At 54.7% G+C, this 14,655-nt stretch carries 17 protein-coding genes; 5 read left to right on the top strand and 12 right to left on the bottom strand.

Annotated features, from left to right (window positions below):
• Nucleotides 1–27 precede the first annotated feature (27 nt).
• On the top strand, nt 28–651 hold the full coding sequence (nfuA, locus tag R3F64_RS03020; RefSeq protein ID WP_085918573.1) for a Fe-S biogenesis protein NfuA: 624 nt from the start codon (nt 28–30) through the stop codon (nt 649–651).
• An 80-nt stretch (nt 652–731) separates the two neighbouring features.
• Here the strand turns inward: nfuA and R3F64_RS03015 are convergent, their stop codons facing one another.
• Nucleotides 732–1,778, bottom strand: coding sequence for a DNA-binding protein (locus R3F64_RS03015; RefSeq protein ID WP_085918572.1), 1,047 nt, complete (start codon nt 1,776–1,778; stop codon nt 732–734).
• A gap of 235 nt (nt 1,779–2,013) precedes the next feature.
• Here R3F64_RS03015 and R3F64_RS03010 point away from each other — a divergent pair, with 235 nt between their 5' ends.
• On the top strand, nt 2,014–3,171 hold the full coding sequence (locus R3F64_RS03010) for a tyrosine-type recombinase/integrase (protein WP_085918571.1): 1,158 nt from the start codon (nt 2,014–2,016) through the stop codon (nt 3,169–3,171).
• Nucleotides 3,172–3,209: 38 nt separating this feature from the next.
• On the top strand, nt 3,210–3,629 hold the full coding sequence (locus R3F64_RS03005) for a SufE family protein (RefSeq protein WP_264823101.1): 420 nt from the start codon (nt 3,210–3,212) through the stop codon (nt 3,627–3,629).
• On the opposite strand, the gene yidD is transcribed toward R3F64_RS03005, so the two are convergent.
• The 6 genes from yidD to R3F64_RS02975 are packed head-to-tail and all read right to left on the bottom strand — an operon-like array spanning nt 3,626 to nt 8,306.
• Nucleotides 3,626–3,955: a membrane protein insertion efficiency factor YidD gene (gene yidD, locus R3F64_RS03000; protein WP_264823102.1), complete on the bottom strand. Its 330-nt coding sequence runs from the start codon at nt 3,953–3,955 to the stop codon at nt 3,626–3,628. The two genes, R3F64_RS03005 and yidD, sit on opposite strands and share 4 nt — an antisense overlap.
• The gene (hisI, locus tag R3F64_RS02995) at nt 3,952–4,410 is read right to left on the bottom strand and encodes a phosphoribosyl-AMP cyclohydrolase (RefSeq protein WP_332609669.1); all 459 of its coding nucleotides are present in this window, start codon (nt 4,408–4,410) and stop codon (nt 3,952–3,954) included. Before hisI ends, yidD begins: the two co-directional genes overlap by 4 nt.
• 2 nt (nt 4,411–4,412) lie before the next feature.
• A complete protein-coding gene (locus R3F64_RS02990) occupies nt 4,413–4,862 on the bottom strand; it encodes a transcriptional repressor (RefSeq protein WP_199285311.1) in 450 nt (149 codons plus the stop codon).
• A gap of 49 nt (nt 4,863–4,911) precedes the next feature.
• Nucleotides 4,912–5,910, bottom strand: a complete 999-nt coding sequence (locus tag R3F64_RS02985) for an alpha-L-glutamate ligase-like protein (protein WP_085918566.1) — start codon at nt 5,908–5,910, stop codon at nt 4,912–4,914.
• Entirely contained in the window at nt 5,907–7,430 is a 1,524-nt protein-coding gene (locus tag R3F64_RS02980) for an inactive transglutaminase family protein (RefSeq protein ID WP_264823104.1), read from the bottom strand. The genes R3F64_RS02985 and R3F64_RS02980 overlap by 4 nt, the downstream gene beginning before the upstream one ends.
• Before the next feature lie 36 nt (nt 7,431–7,466).
• The gene (locus tag R3F64_RS02975) at nt 7,467–8,306 is read right to left on the bottom strand and encodes an ATP-dependent zinc protease family protein (protein WP_085918564.1); all 840 of its coding nucleotides are present in this window, start codon (nt 8,304–8,306) and stop codon (nt 7,467–7,469) included.
• 213 nt (nt 8,307–8,519) lie between these two features.
• Between R3F64_RS02975 and R3F64_RS02970 the strand changes: the two genes are divergently transcribed.
• The gene (locus tag R3F64_RS02970; RefSeq protein ID WP_332609665.1) at nt 8,520–9,068 is read left to right on the top strand and encodes a DUF3833 domain-containing protein; all 549 of its coding nucleotides are present in this window, start codon (nt 8,520–8,522) and stop codon (nt 9,066–9,068) included.
• A gap of 114 nt (nt 9,069–9,182) precedes the next feature.
• On the opposite strand, the gene R3F64_RS02965 is transcribed toward R3F64_RS02970, so the two are convergent.
• From R3F64_RS02965 to gorA, 4 genes are all read right to left on the bottom strand, one after another.
• Nucleotides 9,183–9,575, bottom strand: a complete 393-nt coding sequence (locus R3F64_RS02965; RefSeq protein ID WP_066320560.1) for an ectoine synthase — start codon at nt 9,573–9,575, stop codon at nt 9,183–9,185.
• Nucleotides 9,576–9,649: 74 nt separating this feature from the next.
• Nucleotides 9,650–10,918 carry a diaminobutyrate--2-oxoglutarate transaminase gene (ectB, locus tag R3F64_RS02960; RefSeq protein WP_199285315.1) on the bottom strand — a complete coding sequence of 423 codons (1,269 nt, stop codon included), beginning with the start codon at nt 10,916–10,918 and terminating at the stop codon, nt 9,650–9,652.
• A gap of 74 nt (nt 10,919–10,992) precedes the next feature.
• Nucleotides 10,993–11,571, bottom strand: coding sequence for a diaminobutyrate acetyltransferase (gene ectA / locus R3F64_RS02955; protein ID WP_085918560.1), 579 nt, complete (start codon nt 11,569–11,571; stop codon nt 10,993–10,995).
• Between the two features lie 207 nt (nt 11,572–11,778).
• Nucleotides 11,779–13,164, bottom strand: coding sequence for a glutathione-disulfide reductase (gorA, locus tag R3F64_RS02950; protein ID WP_332609663.1), 1,386 nt, complete (start codon nt 13,162–13,164; stop codon nt 11,779–11,781).
• A gap of 151 nt (nt 13,165–13,315) precedes the next feature.
• On the opposite strand from gorA, the gene can reads away from it, so the two are divergent.
• Nucleotides 13,316–13,963, top strand: coding sequence for a carbonate dehydratase (gene can, locus R3F64_RS02945; protein WP_085918558.1), 648 nt, complete (start codon nt 13,316–13,318; stop codon nt 13,961–13,963).
• Between the two features lie 49 nt (nt 13,964–14,012).
• On the opposite strand, the gene msrA is transcribed toward can, so the two are convergent.
• Nucleotides 14,013–14,651: a peptide-methionine (S)-S-oxide reductase MsrA gene (gene msrA / locus R3F64_RS02940; protein ID WP_332609662.1), complete on the bottom strand. Its 639-nt coding sequence runs from the start codon at nt 14,649–14,651 to the stop codon at nt 14,013–14,015.
• Between the last annotated feature and the right edge of the window lie 4 nt (nt 14,652–14,655).

Genomic DNA, 14,655 nt, shown 5'->3' with positions numbered 1-14,655 from the left:
CACTGCCACGGGAGGAAAACAACCCTCATGACCACGACAGCAGAAGCCGATACCAACGTCGATACCCAAGGTATTGATATCACGAACAGTGCGCAGGATTACCTGGCGGAATTGCTGGAAAAGCAAAACGTCGAAGGCATCGCCGTGCGCATTTTCATCACCCAGCCAGGTACACCTTACGCCGAAACGTGTCTGGCCTATTGTCGCCCGGGCGAAGAAGAGCCGACTGACGAAAAGCTTGAGCTCGAAAAAATCAATGTGTTTCTCGACAAGAACAGCTTGGCGTTCCTTGAAGAAGCCGTGGTCGACTTTAACGCCGACCGCATGGGCGGTCAGCTGACCATCAAGGCCCCAAACGCCAAAATGCCCAAGGTCAACGCGGACAGCCCACTTGAAGACCGCGTCAACTATGTTCTGTACAGCGAGATCAACCCAGGTCTGGCCTCTCACGGCGGAGAAGTCAAGCTGGTCGAACTGACCGAGCAGAACATGGCGGTGCTGGCCTTCGGCGGTGGTTGCCAGGGGTGTGCGGCCGTTGACCTGACCCTCAAGGACGGCGTCGAAAAAACGCTTATGGAACGTATTCCCGAGCTTGGCGGCATTCGTGATGTGACCGACCATTCGGACACCACCAACGCTTACTACCGGTAAGCGATAGCGTCCCAACAGCATTATGATGCCCAGCACCCGCTGGGCATTATCGTTTAAGAGTGCCCGTTGATGCTAGCCGTCTACTCAAGGCTATCTTTATCTTCGCGCTCACCGTCCTGATCACGCGACAGTGATGTCGGCAGGTCGGTTAACTGTCGCTGCATGGCGTCCATTCTTGACCAAAGCTGCTCCTGCCAGGCCTTTTCGCGAGCGTCATGCTGCCGCGCTTCTTCGGCTAATGCCGATTCTGCATCGTCGAGTTTCTTGATCGCCTCTTGGTAGCGTTGCTCCAGCGCATTCAGCGCTGCCTGAAGCTGCTGTTGAGCTTGCTGCTCGGCATGCGCCTCCAACTGATACTGATAGATTGATTTTTCCAGCGTTTTAACCTCTTGGGCCAGTTTCTCGTTGCGTTTATCAGCCTGTTTCAGCCGCTGCTGGTAGGCGCTTTCTTCCTGTGCCCGTTCCTGTCGGGCGCTGTCCAGCAAGCTCATTAGGCGATCTTCGGCGGCTTCATGGCGCTGCTCTTCCTGAGTCAGGCGCGCCTGCCATTCGGCTTGCTGTTGGCTGAGCTGATCGGCATGTTGCGCCTGATGCTCACCCAACTGTTGCTGGGCTCGCTCATAGGCGGACTGCCACTTGGCCACCTCTTCACGTGCCTCTCTTGCTTGAGTCCGCCACTGGGCTTCATCGGCTTGGCTGGCCGCCAGGTCTCGACTAAGCCCCTCGACGCGCGTTTCTGTATGACGCAGATGTTCCGCCAGGGCGCTTTCACGCTGCTCCGCATTGGCGGCCCGCTGGTCGGCGTCGTTGGCTTCAAGCTTTGCAGTCTCAACCTGGCGGTCGGCTTCTTCACGGTAATGGCATAACGCATCGTGCGCCGCCTCCCTGGCTTCCTTCCATAGTTCACTGGCAACGCTGACCACTGCCTCAGGCAACCCTTTGGGCGGTGGGACGTCACGGTTGTGCTCACGCTCAAGACGCCACTGGCGGAAATGTTCACTGATGGTGGTGAAGCTACCCGTACCGAGCACTTCACGAATGCGCTGCACGCTGGGCGTATCGCCTCGGCTGAGCAACGTATCGATGGCCTGCTGTACATCTTGATATTGAACGCCGCTGCGTGCCATTTGCGAGCTCCTTATTGGGGTTAGTGGCCGTCATTATCCCGCCCCGGGTCATACAAGGCAATATTACGTAATATGTAAAGTGTAATTTATTTATTTTAAATGGGTAAAATTCAAGATTACCCGTATTATCTTGAATTTATAAGGTATAAAAGGCAGACTTGGCGCACCCGTTAGCAACTGGGCCGAATAAGAAGGGAAGAGGGACGATTAGGGTGAGAGAGGAGCAGGGTCGCCAATGGAAACGCGAGATAATACAGCTATCGCCAACCCGATATCGCCGCTGGAAAACCTCAGCGGTTCGCCGGTTTTGCCACACATTACCGCCAACACGGATGTGGAAGCGGTGGCGGCGTGGCTCGCCGAGTACCAGGACAGCCCGCAAACCTGGAAGTGCTATCGTCGGGAAGCCGAGCGCTTGCTGCTGTGGCTCAAGGCTCAGAATTTGACGCTTGGCCAGGTAAACCGTGACGTGCTGCGTCACTTCGAGAACTTCCTGGCCGATCCGCAGCCAAGCGCGCAGTGGGCGGGGCCTACCAAGCCCCGTCATCACCCGCAATGGCGCCCGTTTCGAGGTGGTCTTTCCCCGGCCAGTCGCCGGCAAAGCCTGATCATTCTGCAGGGGTTATTCAGTTGGCTGGTAGAAGCAGGCTGGGTGCGCCATAACCCATTTCGCCTGATGCGCGATAAATCGCGTCGCTTGAACAACCAGGCGCCGCGGATTGAGCGCTATCTGGAGCGCGAGCTATGGGGGTGGCTCTGGCAGTGGCTTAACCAGCCAGCGGGGAAGGGTGAACGCGACCGTTACGAAATGGCCAGGCGACGTTTTATCTTTGGTTTTGCGTACCTGCTGGCTCCCCGCGTGAGTGAAATGGCCGATGCCCGTATGGGCGATTTTCATCAAAGCGAGGGCCGTTGGTGGTGGTCCGTCGTTGGCAAGGGCAATAAGGTCGCCCATATTCCGCTACCCGCTGACATGCTGGAATGCCTGGCTGAATGGCGACAAACCCTGGGGCTCGCTACCACGCCACCCCATCACGACGATACGCCGGTACTTCGCGCTTTGGACAAAAAGCGGGGGATTGGTCATAACCAGCTCTACCGTCTGATACGTGAGACTTTCAACGAAGCGGCCAACGCGCTGGAAGCGGCTGAAGGAAGCCCTGCTAATATCGCGGCGTTGCGTCGCGCAACGCCCCACTGGTTGCGTCATACGTCCATTACTCATCAAGCCCAGGCAGGCATCAGCCTGCGGCATCTGGCCGACAGTGCTCGCCACTCGCGCCTGGATACCACGGCGCGCTATCTGCACAATGAGGCTATCGAGTGGCACCAGCAACAGCAGCGCCATCAGATTGAGCCGAGAGTCACCCAAGACGACGCTGAGACGTTATAATGGGCGGCATACGTGACACCAACGCTAAAGGAATCACCATGAGCACGTCCGGTGCCGAGTTAGCCCAGCAGGAACTGATCGAAGAGTTTGACATGTTTGATAACTGGATGGACCGTTATCAATACATCATTGATATGGGCAAGCAGCTCCCCCATTACCCAGACGAGTGGAAAACTGACGAGTTTAAAATTCAGGGGTGTCAGTCGAACGTGTGGATGCACCATGAACAGCAAGACGACAAGCTGATCTTCAAGGCGACCTCTGATGCGGCGATAGTCTCGGGCTTGATTGCCGTGCTGCTGCGTATTTACAGCGAAAGAACCGCTGCCGAGGTGAGCGTCACAGAGCCGCATTTCATGACGGATCTGGGCCTGGACAAGCACCTGTCGCCAACGCGTAGTAACGGCTTGCATGCCATGTTGGAGCGCATTTACCAGGTTGCCCGGCAGAGCGCTTAATCACGCCGGGAGTGATGGTGACCATCGGTGTGAGCGTGTCCCTCGTCTTCCCGGCACAAGGCTTCGCTGCGCCCGCCGGGTACGGGGTCCATCCCGCCGTTGCTTCCCGGGTGGCATTTCAGAATACGCTTCATCGCCATCCAGCTGCCTTTGAACGGCCCGTGTACCTGAATGGCTTCAATGGTATAAGACGAACAGCTTGGCCAAAAACGACAGCGCGGGCCGAGCAGGGGGCTTAACGTATATTGATAAGTGCGCACCATGACAACCAGGCAATGACCGACCAGCCAACGAACGGCACTAACCAGTGCGCGCCAAGCCGTCATGGTGATGGCTTGGCGTAGAGCTCGGCGGGGTCAATAAGTGGCTCGCTGTTGACCGTCACGCCTTCACTTGAAAGTGACAGGTAAAAGCAGCTTCGCCGACCCGTATGGCAGGCAGGTCCTGTTTGGTCCACCTGGAGCAGCAGCGTGTCTCCATCACAGTCGAGGGCCGCTGATACGAGATGCTGCTGCTGGCCGGAAGACTCACCTTTACGCCATAATTTCCCGCGCGAGCGTGAGTAATAGCATACCCGCTGCGTTTGCAGTGTTTCTTCCAGGGATGCGCGGTTCATCCAGGCCATCATCAATACTTCGCCGGTATCGTGCTGTTGGGCGATGGCTGGCATCAATCCGTCCGCATTAAAAGCAGCGGCATCGAGCAACGCCGTTACTGAGAGAAGGATATCCGCGGGAGATGCCGACTCAAGGTCTTTGAGTAATGAATTTTTGGAGGACATGTTCACGATTCCTCATGGGGTTGGCAGCGCTGGCATAGCCCCTGTAGCTCAATGGTTTGGCGCTCTACATTGAAGCCTTGACGCTGGGCGAGGGCAGCCAGTTGATCGCTGATTTCATCCAGGTGGAGTTCTTCCACGTAGCCACACTGTCGGCAGATAAGCAGTTGAAAGCCATGGGCATGCTCCGGACATGCGCAGGCAACATAGGCGTTTTGCGATTCGATACGGTGCACCAGTCCCTGCTCGATAAGAAACTCGAGGGCACGATACACCGTCGGGGGTCGAGCAGCCGCGTGCTCTGTGGAGAGTTTATCAAGTAGATCATAGGCCTTTAAGCCGCCGCCATGACGCGCAATCAGTTCAAGCACACGGCGCCGAATAGGCGTAAAGCGCACCCCCCGCGTGTGGCATTGGGATTCTGCCTGTTGTAATAGCACATTGGCGTGTGTCATAGACGTCTCGTTGACCATGGTGAGCGCAGTTCACGCGCTGAAGAGTAGTTTACGCGCTTGCAGGAGGCGTGTCAGGTGGGTCAATCAACTCACTCACGCGGGCAAAATGATGCTGTGCAAACGCCACACGCTTCTCGGCCGGCACACCATCGGGCTGACGTTCAATAAGGTCCAGGCGGCGGCGCAGCCCTTCACCGTTGGTCATCTGGATGGCAAGACCGGGGCGGGCATTGAGCTCTAATAGCATCGGGCCATGCTGGCGGTCGAGCACCATGTCGGTTCCCAGGTACCCCAAGCCGGTCATTTCATAACAACCGGCCGCTAAGTTAAGCAAGGTTTCCCACTGCGGAACTTTGAGACTAGCAAGATCATGCCCTGTATCGGGGTGGACAAAGCAGGGACGATCAAACTGAACGCCGCGAAGGGCAGCGCCCGTTGCCATATTAAGCCCCACCCCGACAGCCCCCTGATGCAGGTTGGCCTTGCCATCCGACGCCGCCGTGGAAAGTCGCATCATGGCCATGACGGGGTAGCCTTTAAAGACGATGACACGAATATCGGGCACGCCTTCATAGGTGTAGGCCATCAGGCTTTCATCAAAGTTGATCAGTGTCTCGACAACGGCGACATCGGGTGAGCCGCCAAGCGAATAGAGTCCTGACAGAATATTCGATACATGGCGCTCGATGTCGGTGATCGACAGGCGAGCACCGCTGGGCTTGATAAAATCGTCGCCCTCAATCTTTTCAACCACCAGAATCCCTTTGCCGCCGCTGCCTTTGGCCGGCTTGATCACAAAGCCATGGTGGCCTGCCAATATGCGTCCGATATGTTTGACCCCAAACTGCGTCGTCACCGTGCCGATTAACGCCGGAGAGGTAATTCCATAACGCTGCGCCAGTAGCTTGGTTTTCAGCTTGTCATCGACCAGCGGGTAAAGACGCCGATTGTTGTAACGCCCGATATAACGGATGTTACGCCGGTTCATGCCAATGATGCCTTTGTCACGCAGTTGCGTCGGCCATGTCCAATTGCTCAGCAAGCTCATGAGGGTTTGTCTTCCTCGGTAATGGGCTTGAAGCGCCTCAGTTCCAGCAGGCGGTAACCGGTGTAATTACCGAGCAACAGAATCAGCGCCATCAAGATAAACTGAACCCCCAGGAAGTTGAAGGTGATGTGTCGCACCCACGGATTGTTCATGGCCAGGAACGCAATGACGGCTGTCAGCAAGCTCCCGCCGCCCTGTATCAGGACCTGCTTGGGACCTTCTTCTTCCCACAGAATCGACATCCGCTCGATCGTCCAGGCCAGAATGATCATCGGGAAAAAGGTAATGGTGAGTCCGGCGTTCAAGCCCATTCGGTACGCCAGCACCGAGAACACCGAGATGATGGCAATGACGGTGATGATCACCGCCGAGACCCTGGCAACCAACAATAAATTCAAGTAAGACAAGTAATTGCGGATTATCAGGCCTACCGATACGACCAGCAGAAAACCAATTAATCCGGTTGCCAGACTGGTCTGGATGAAGGCGAGGGCAATCAGTACAGGCATGAAGGTGCCCGAGGTTTTGATGCCTACCAGTACGCGCAGGAAGACGACGACCAGCGCCCCAATCGGGATAAGCAAGATGGTTTGGAATAGGGCCTGTTCTTCCAGCGGGAGGCTGTGAATCGAGAAATTCAGCAGCGTATCGTTGGAGTTGTGGTTACGTACCGCCGCGGATGCGGGCTGATAGTGGGTCATCATCGAGAAGCTGACCCGGGAATTGGTCCCGCCTTGTACCTCAAGTACAGCGTCACCGGTCGTTTCCCATAGCAGCAGGTTGTCAGGCTTGCCTTGGACACCGGTAATGGGATGAAAAAGCGACCATGTTTCATCGTTTTCATCGAAGACCTGAATCCAGGTGCTCAGCGTTTGTCGGCGACGGCCATCGTCAAGTAGCAAGCCGCTAACCCCTCGAGCTTTCACACCTGCCTGGTTAAGCAGGCGAACAACCAGTGGGGCAGGGTCCATCTCGCCAAGCAGAAGGCGAGCATTTTCATCCTGGCGTTCTCCGTTTGTATCGCGAATCAACTCCCGGGCAAAGGTGGCGTTATTGGCACTTCGCTCCCAGGCTTCCTCGATAAGCTGCTCAGCAGCTGAGTCGTAAGGACTTTCCCATTCGACGGCAGGAGGAAGCTCAGGTGCAGCCTGCACCGGCGCTTGCGCCTCGGGCGATACCAGCATTTGAACGGAATAATACAGCTGCTGTTCACCATCAGCCTCGCGAATCGTCCACTCCGCACGCCGACCTGCTTCATCTGCCTGGTAAGCCAGCCCATAACCGGAAGACGCTGTGTTCTCGGTGAGTATGCGGTATCCGGCCTGCTGGGTCGGCAGTGCAAGATCAACCTCTACAGGCCCATCCTGAGCATCAAAGGTAATGACGGCCTCGATTTCCCATACCTGGCGCTGCTCACCTGGCACCCAGGGTATTTCAAACTGCAGGTGACGATGTACACTCATCGCAATGCCGGCTGCGAGCAATAAACCGACAATAAAATAAAAGGGTAGCCGTGACATTAAGATTCCTTTCAAAAGTGACAGTGGCGACTGTCGTTATTCTTCACTATCGTCCGAGTCGGCCGCTTCATCCTCAGCCGCTTCGTCGGCGGGCTCACCACCTGGGAATTCAGGTCGATCGAAGCGATAAGTTTCAGCCACATCAATAAGGGCAATATCGAGTAAAAAACGACGACCAAGCAGAACAGGGTAGTCTAGGTGACTGCGGTTACTAAGGGTGAACTCCACATTTTCGCTAAGCGGACCCAGGGTTAGCAGCAGGGAAATCACCAGACGCGATTCTTCTCCGGAGGCCTGTACAATACGGACGCGACGCTCGATAGGCGCTTCAATCCACTCATCGCGGATACTTTCAACCACGACATCTTCTTCATTAAGCGCCAACTTGAAGCGCACCCAGTCTTCACCGTCACGCTCAAAGGGCGTGATGTCACGGGCAGATAGCGATGATGTATTGGCGCCTGAATCCACTTGGGCCTGGAGATAGGTACCAATACTCGGCAATCCCACCCATTCATTGCGGCCAAGCAGCGTTTTATTTTCAAGCAGGTCGTTTTCAACGTTGCATTCTTCACGAACCACGATGGATTCTTGGTTGTGCGCATCCAGTTGCTGCACGTCGTTACGTAGGCGACGAAGCAGGCTGCCAACTTCACGCACATCGGCGGTGAAGACTTCTTGCTGGTCAAGCTGGCGTTGCTGCAAGGAAGCGGTCTCGCCGCACTGCTGGGACAACTGGGTCTGTAACCTATCCATGCGCATGTTGAATGCTGCTTCATCAAGAGGCGGAGGGCCTTCGGGAGCAGGCTTCGGCAATGCACAGCCAGACACCAAAACAGCCGAACCTACTATCAACCAAACAACACCTTTACGCATAACATGGACATCCGTGATCAATAAGAAGATGAATGATAAGGAGTAGTGAGACCGGTTGTCCAACAACCGCGTGGTGTTATTTACCGGCAATCCATTCAATTTAACATAATATATATTATGCGAACCGAAAGGATAGATTGGCTTTAGCCACAATTCCTGCGATAGTCTTGACAGTAATTATACATGCCACGTTGTCTATATAGGAAAAACGCGATGAGAAAACCTGTACACGCTACCGTTATCGCCCTCTTGGTTGTTTTCCTTGCCAGCTGTTCGAGTGTCGACGTCGAAGATTACGCCGATACAGAACCGCGACTGGATATTGCGGAATACTTTACCGGCTCAACACGCGCCTGGGGCATGGTACAGGATTACAGCGGCGAGGTTCAGCGCCGGTTTACCGTGACCATCGATGGCCGTGTTGAAAACGGCACGCTCATTCTGGATGAAGACTTCGTGTTTGCCGATGGCGAGACAGACAAGCGCGTATGGCGCTTCGAGCGTATCGATGAGCATCGTTGGGTGGGTACTGCCAACGACGTCGAGGAGCCCATTGAAGCCCGCCAGTACGGTCATGCGTTCCACATGAATTACCCACTTGATGTGGCGATCGGCGATAGAACGATAAACTTCACCATGGATGACTGGATGTACTTACAACCGGATGGACGATTGATCAATCGTACCGCGATGAAAAAGTTTGGTTTAACCCTGGGTGAGATCACGCTGGTTTTTGAGCAAGCAACGCCGCGATCAAAATAATAGTCGCTTTGATGCATCAGCCTCTGCCGCACCCAAAAACAGCCTGCTGATCAGCAGGCTGTTTTAGTACTAAGGTTTTAGTACGGTGTGCCAAAAAAACTTGAGCCCCATGGCTCAATCATCGGCTGGTGCGTACGAGCCATCTTCACGGTGTACTTCGTTGCCTGTGATTGGCGGTGTGAACACACAGGCCAGATGCATCGTTTTATGAGCACGCAGCAGGTGTTCGTCATGCTGGTCAAGAATGTAGATGTCACCGGGCTTGATCGGCCAGATTTTGCCATCTGCCAGGGTTTCTACCTCACCCTCACCTTCGATGCAGTAGACGGATTCATAGTGATGCTTGTAATGAATATGCGTTTCGGTGCCTTCGAAGATGCGCGTAATGTGGAACGAGAAGTTGCCACCATCACCAGCCAGTACCAGGCGCGTGCTGTCCCAGTTTCCGTTTTCAGCTGTCACTAAGCGATCTGTTTGGCGAGCTTCTTCAATGTTGCGAACGATCATACGTGTGCTCCAGTTCAGAGGCGGCCCGGACGGTACCGCGTACGTTATATCTTAGCGGAAGATCAGTAGCGTTGTTACTCGCTAGCGACGGCTTTGACACATTTTTCCAGGATATCCAGCCCTTCCAGCAGGTCTTCATCGCTGATGGTCAGCGGGCACAGGCACTTGACCACTTCACCGTCTTGACCGCTGGTCTCGATAATCAGACCGTGTTCAAACGCCATACCGGTGATTTTATCGGCGATATCACCTGATACAACGTCGATGCCACGCATCAAGCCACGGCCACGCTCAGTCGCTGGCATGCCGTTTTCTGTGAGCACAGCGGCTAACGATTTAAAACGCTCTTCTACAATACGGGCTTTACGCTGCACGTCACGCTCGAAGGTATCGTTTGACCAGTATTTTTTGAAGGCGGCAGTGGCCGTGACCATCGCCAGATTGAAACCGCGGAAGGTACCGTTGTACTGACCCGGCTTCCACTTATCCAGCTCAGGCTTGATGAGCACATGGGCAAACGGCATCCCGAAGCCTGACAGCGACTTGGAGTTGGTCACCATATCAGGGTTGATGCCCGCGTGCTCGAAGCTGAAGAACTTGCCGGTACGACCACAGCCTGCCTGGATATCGTCAATGATCAACAGAATGTCGTGGGCTTTACAAATCTCTGCCAGGCGTTTGAGCCACTCGATACCGGCGACGTTGATACCGCCCTCGCCTTGCACCGTTTCGACAATCACCGCGGCTGGCACATCCAGACCGCCCGATTTATCCTTCAATAGCTTCTCGAAATAATCGAGAGTGTCGGCATGTTCGCCCATGTAGCCATCAAAAGGCAGGAAGCTTGCTCCCTGGGTCGGGATGCCACCGGTGGCTTCGCGGAATTTACGGTTACCGGTGGTTGCCAAGGCCCCCATGGTGACGCCGTGGAAACCGTTGGTGAAGGTGACGATGTTGTGACGCCCTTTCGCAACACGCGCCAAGCGGATGGCGGCTTCTACCGCATTGGTGCCGGTAGGACCAGGAAGGTGAACTTTATAATCCAGTCCACGAGGCTTGAGAATGACATTTTCAAGCGTTTCCAGATAATCGCGTTTTGCATCGGTCCACATATCCAGGCCGTGAACGACACCATCTGTTGCCAGATAGTCGATCATGGCTTGCTTCAGATGAGGGTTATTATGCCCATAGTTCAATGTGCCCGCACCGGCGAGAAAATCGATGTATTCTCGGCCGTTTTCATCGGTCAATCGGGCATTCTGCGCCTTGGTGAACACCACAGGGAAAGAGCGAGAATAGGTACGAACATTGGATTCCATGCGTTCGAGTGTCTGGGTCTGCATTAGCGACCTCCTTTTTAATAAGAATCAGTTTGCCAAGCGAAAGGAAACAAAGGTAACGCGAGCGGGAAAACCGGTCAGATGTTGTGGGTATTGAACGGACCAATACGCACCAGGTTTTCCGGATCGTGCTCGCCCCCGAGTTGTTCGGTTGAAAAGTACTCGCGGCTGTTCAGTGGTGCCTGCCAGCGGCCTGCCAGCCGTTTGAACAAGCCCCATGAAGCTTGGTTATCGGGCGTGATCGTCGTTTCAAGGTGGTGGACATCGGCCAATTCCGGGCGCGACATGATGGCTTCGACCAGGCGACGTGCCAGCCCGGTTCCCCTGGCCTTTTCACCCACGGCCACCTGCCATAAAAAATACGTATCCGGCGCATTGTCCTTTACATAGCCAGATACAAAACCAACGATTTCACCTTCTTCATTGGTCGCAACGGCACAGGTGTCACGGAATTGGGTGGCTAGCAGAAGATAGGCATAGGCGGAATTTACATCCAGCGGGGGGCACGCTTTTATCAATTCATATACCCCCCAGCCGTCTTCGGCATTAGGCTTGCGAATGTACAGCGGGGTGTCCGCATGGCCAACAACGGCATCGGCGACGGTCGGCCGTGCCAAGTCTGCTGAAGGGGTAAACGGCGGTATTGGGGTGCTCATGGTTATGCTTCGCTGTTGCGATTTTGGGTGTGATTATAACAGCTGCTTATGAGCAATTCAAAAATCATGTTATTCAACTCCCTATTTTCGATAATTATTTATTATACGAGAAGCCTGTCCTTGGCGAACTGGATGCCGTTACCCCTCTACTGCCTATGATCAGTTTAGCTCAAAGACGGTGGCTGCCCAGGGCATATTGAAGTGCCACTATCTCCGAGAAGGCATACGCATCGTGACAAATTCTTCAGCGCCGGTGGGATGAATCCCGACCGTATTATCAAAGTCTCTTTTGGTTAATCCTGCGCGCACTGCAATGGCAATTCCCTGGATGACTTCCCCCGCGTCGTCACCGACCATGTGGGCACCGACAACCACATCGGTCGCATCATCCACCACGAGCTTCATCAGGGTGCGTTCCTGGCTGCCTGATAGCGTATGCTTCATGGCTCGAAAGTCAGTGCGATAAACGCGGATGGCGCCAAATTGCTCCCGTGCGGCTTCTTCCGAAAGGCCGACCGTGCCAATGTTGGGGTGGCAGAAAACGGCCGTTGGCACGCGGGTGTAGTCCAGGGGAGCAGGCGCCGGGCCACCGAAGTGGTGGTCAGCTAATTGCATGGCTTCCGCAATGGCCACCGGGGTCAGCTCGGGCGTATCAATCAGGTCCCCAAGGGCAAGAATTGACGGGACCTCAGTTTCAAAGCGTTCATTGACCGATAGCTTGCCCTGCTCGTTTAGCGAAAGGCCTACCGATTCCAGGCCCAGTCCGGACACGTTGGCACGGCGCCCTGTCGCAGCCAGAACGGCATCCACTTCAAGGGTATCCCCATTGCTGAGCGCAACCTGGTAGCCAGTGTCAGTTTTCTCGATTGTCTCGATATTGGTATCAAAATGGAGATGGACACCTTGGCGGTCCATTTCCTGACGCGTGAACTCACGCACCTCGTTATCAAAGCCTTTCAGGAATAGGTTGCCGCGGTAGATCAGATGCGATTCGCTGCCTAGCCCATTAAAAATACTGGCAAACTCAACGGCAATATAGCCACCGCCTAGCACCAGGAACCGCTCCGGCAGACGTTCAAGATCAAAAATCTGGTTGGAAGTCAGGGCATGCTCATTGCCAGGGAACGTCGGTACCCAAGGCCAGCCGCCGGTAGCCAGAAGGATACGCTCGGCCGTCACATGCTGCTCGTCGCCCTGCTGATCGGTAATCACGACCGAGTGCTCACTGTTCAGGCGGGCTCGGCCGTTATAGAGGTTGACGCCTGCGGTCTCAAGCAAACGCTGATAGATGCCATTGAGTCGTTTGATCTCGCTGGTTTTATTGTCCCTTAGCGTCGCCCATTCAAAACGCGCCTCGCCAGGCAGTTGCCAACCGAAACCACTGGCATCATCGAACGCGCTATGGAAATGGGACGCATAGGCATAAAGTTTTTTAGGCACGCACCCCACGTTGACGCAGGTGCCGCCTAGATAGAGATCCTCTACAATGGCGACGCTGGCCCCCTTGGCAGCGGACATGCGTGCAGCCCGCACGCCGCCGGACCCGGCGCCAATCACCAATAAATCGTAGTCGTAACCTGCAACCTCTGACATTTCAAACTCCTATATCGTCAACACGGCGAATGTTGACCCGCTGTCGAGAGAAGGTTAAAACCTTCCTCTGATTAATGTACGTGATGGCTGCCATGATTAACGATGAGCATGCCGGACGTAATGATGAAAAAATTAAGTAATCGGAGACCCAATGTCTGACCCTATTGAGACGTTACTAGAGAACAATCGCGCCTGGGCGAAGCGCATGTGCGACGAAGACCCTGATTACTTTAAACGACTCTCCGAGCAGCAAAATCCTGATTATCTCTGGATTGGCTGTTCCGACAGCCGGGTACCCGCCAATCAGATCATTGCTTTGCCCCCTGGCGAGGTATTTGTCCATCGCAACGTCGCCAACCTGCTGCATCATACCGATATGAATGCACTTTCAGTGGTGCAATTTGCTGTGGATGTGCTCAAGGTCAGCCATATCATGGTGGTTGGGCATTACGGCTGCGGGGGAATCAAGGCAGCGGTAATGGGTGGCGAATGCGGCGTCGTCGACTATTGGCTACACTCGGTTCGCGAGCAATACAATCAACATCGTCGTTCGCTTGAACATCTCCCGCTTGACGAGCAAATTGACCGCATGTGTGAGCTGAATGTAAAAGCGCAAGTCAATAGCCTGTGTCGCACCAAGATCCTTCAACGTGCCTGGCAGCGTGGGCAGCAGATTTCGGTTCATGGTTGGGTCTATGGCTTGAGCGATGGACACGTAAAAGACCTCAATTGCACCATCAACGGCCTTGAACAAGTCGAAACGTTATACCGCATTGACCGTCTTCAGACCGATGATTGACTGCCTCTCGCCCGCGGGTTCTGCGCGGGCGACAGTAACATCCAGCAGGTTATCCGATAGGACAGCTGACACCCGTACCCTTGATGCCACAATAGCCATTGGGGTTTTTGTATAGATATTGCTGATGATACGCCTCAGCATAATAAAAAACGTCCAATGGCTTGATTTCAGTGGTGATATCGCCTTTTCCAGCGGCGTGAAGCGCCTCCTGGAATACCTTGGCACTTTCCTCGGCTGCCTGATGCTGCGCCGTTGTCGTCGTGTAAATCGCTGAGCGATACTGAGAGCCAACATCATTACCCTGGCGGTTTTTTTGGGTAGGGTCGTGCTGCTCCCAGAAAACATTCAGCAATGTTGCCAGTGAGACCTGGCTCGGGTCGTAAATAATTCGTACGGCCTCGGTATGGCCGGTACGCCCCGTGCAGGTTTCTTCATAAGTCGGGTTGGGTGTTTGCCCCCCGGCATAACCTGCCGCCGTCACATAGACCCCCGGCAAATCCCAGAAAAGACGCTCCACGCCCCAGAAACAGCCCATGCCCACAACCAGTTCCTCAGCCTCTGAAGGAAAAGGCGGGTGCAGAGGGTGGCCGTTAACGGCATGGTGATCACTGGTCGCAATGGGTGTCTCGCGACCCGGCAGAGCGAGCTCCGCCTGGCGAGTGGCATTATGGGTGTCAAATATAGACATGCTG

Source organism: Halomonas sp. 5021, assembly GCF_036663435.1.
Classification (GTDB): Bacteria; Pseudomonadota; Gammaproteobacteria; order Pseudomonadales; family Halomonadaceae; genus Vreelandella; species Vreelandella janggokensis.
Note: the sequence above shows the minus strand (reverse complement) of the source record. Positions and strands in the feature narration are given on the sequence as shown.

Excerpts from the sequence above, each read along its gene's own strand:
- R3F64_RS02965 (WP_066320560.1), bottom strand. The coding sequence starts at position 9,575 with ATGATCGTTCGCAACATTGAAGAAGCTCGCCAAACAGATCGCTTAGTG.
- hisI (WP_332609669.1), bottom strand. The coding sequence starts at position 4,410 with ATGTCCTCCAAAAATTCATTACTCAAAGACCTTGAGTCGGCATCTCCC.
- ectB (WP_199285315.1), bottom strand. The coding sequence starts at position 10,918 with ATGCAGACCCAGACACTCGAACGCATGGAATCCAATGTTCGTACCTAT.
- R3F64_RS03010 (WP_085918571.1), top strand. The coding sequence starts at position 2,014 with ATGGAAACGCGAGATAATACAGCTATCGCCAACCCGATATCGCCGCTG.
- nfuA (WP_085918573.1), top strand. The coding sequence starts at position 28 with ATGACCACGACAGCAGAAGCCGATACCAACGTCGATACCCAAGGTATT.
- R3F64_RS02990 (WP_199285311.1), bottom strand. The coding sequence starts at position 4,862 with ATGACACACGCCAATGTGCTATTACAACAGGCAGAATCCCAATGCCAC.
- R3F64_RS02970 (WP_332609665.1), top strand. The coding sequence starts at position 8,520 with ATGAGAAAACCTGTACACGCTACCGTTATCGCCCTCTTGGTTGTTTTC.
- can (WP_085918558.1), top strand. The coding sequence starts at position 13,316 with ATGTCTGACCCTATTGAGACGTTACTAGAGAACAATCGCGCCTGGGCG.
- R3F64_RS02985 (WP_085918566.1), bottom strand. The coding sequence starts at position 5,910 with ATGAGCTTGCTGAGCAATTGGACATGGCCGACGCAACTGCGTGACAAA.
- R3F64_RS02975 (WP_085918564.1), bottom strand. The coding sequence starts at position 8,306 with ATGCGTAAAGGTGTTGTTTGGTTGATAGTAGGTTCGGCTGTTTTGGTG.
- R3F64_RS03015 (WP_085918572.1), bottom strand. The coding sequence starts at position 1,778 with ATGGCACGCAGCGGCGTTCAATATCAAGATGTACAGCAGGCCATCGAT.
- R3F64_RS03005 (WP_264823101.1), top strand. The coding sequence starts at position 3,210 with ATGAGCACGTCCGGTGCCGAGTTAGCCCAGCAGGAACTGATCGAAGAG.
- msrA (WP_332609662.1), bottom strand. The coding sequence starts at position 14,651 with ATGTCTATATTTGACACCCATAATGCCACTCGCCAGGCGGAGCTCGCT.
- ectA (WP_085918560.1), bottom strand. The coding sequence starts at position 11,571 with ATGAGCACCCCAATACCGCCGTTTACCCCTTCAGCAGACTTGGCACGG.
- yidD (WP_264823102.1), bottom strand. The coding sequence starts at position 3,955 with ATGACGGCTTGGCGCGCACTGGTTAGTGCCGTTCGTTGGCTGGTCGGT.
- R3F64_RS02980 (WP_264823104.1), bottom strand. The coding sequence starts at position 7,430 with ATGTCACGGCTACCCTTTTATTTTATTGTCGGTTTATTGCTCGCAGCC.
- gorA (WP_332609663.1), bottom strand. The coding sequence starts at position 13,164 with ATGTCAGAGGTTGCAGGTTACGACTACGATTTATTGGTGATTGGCGCC.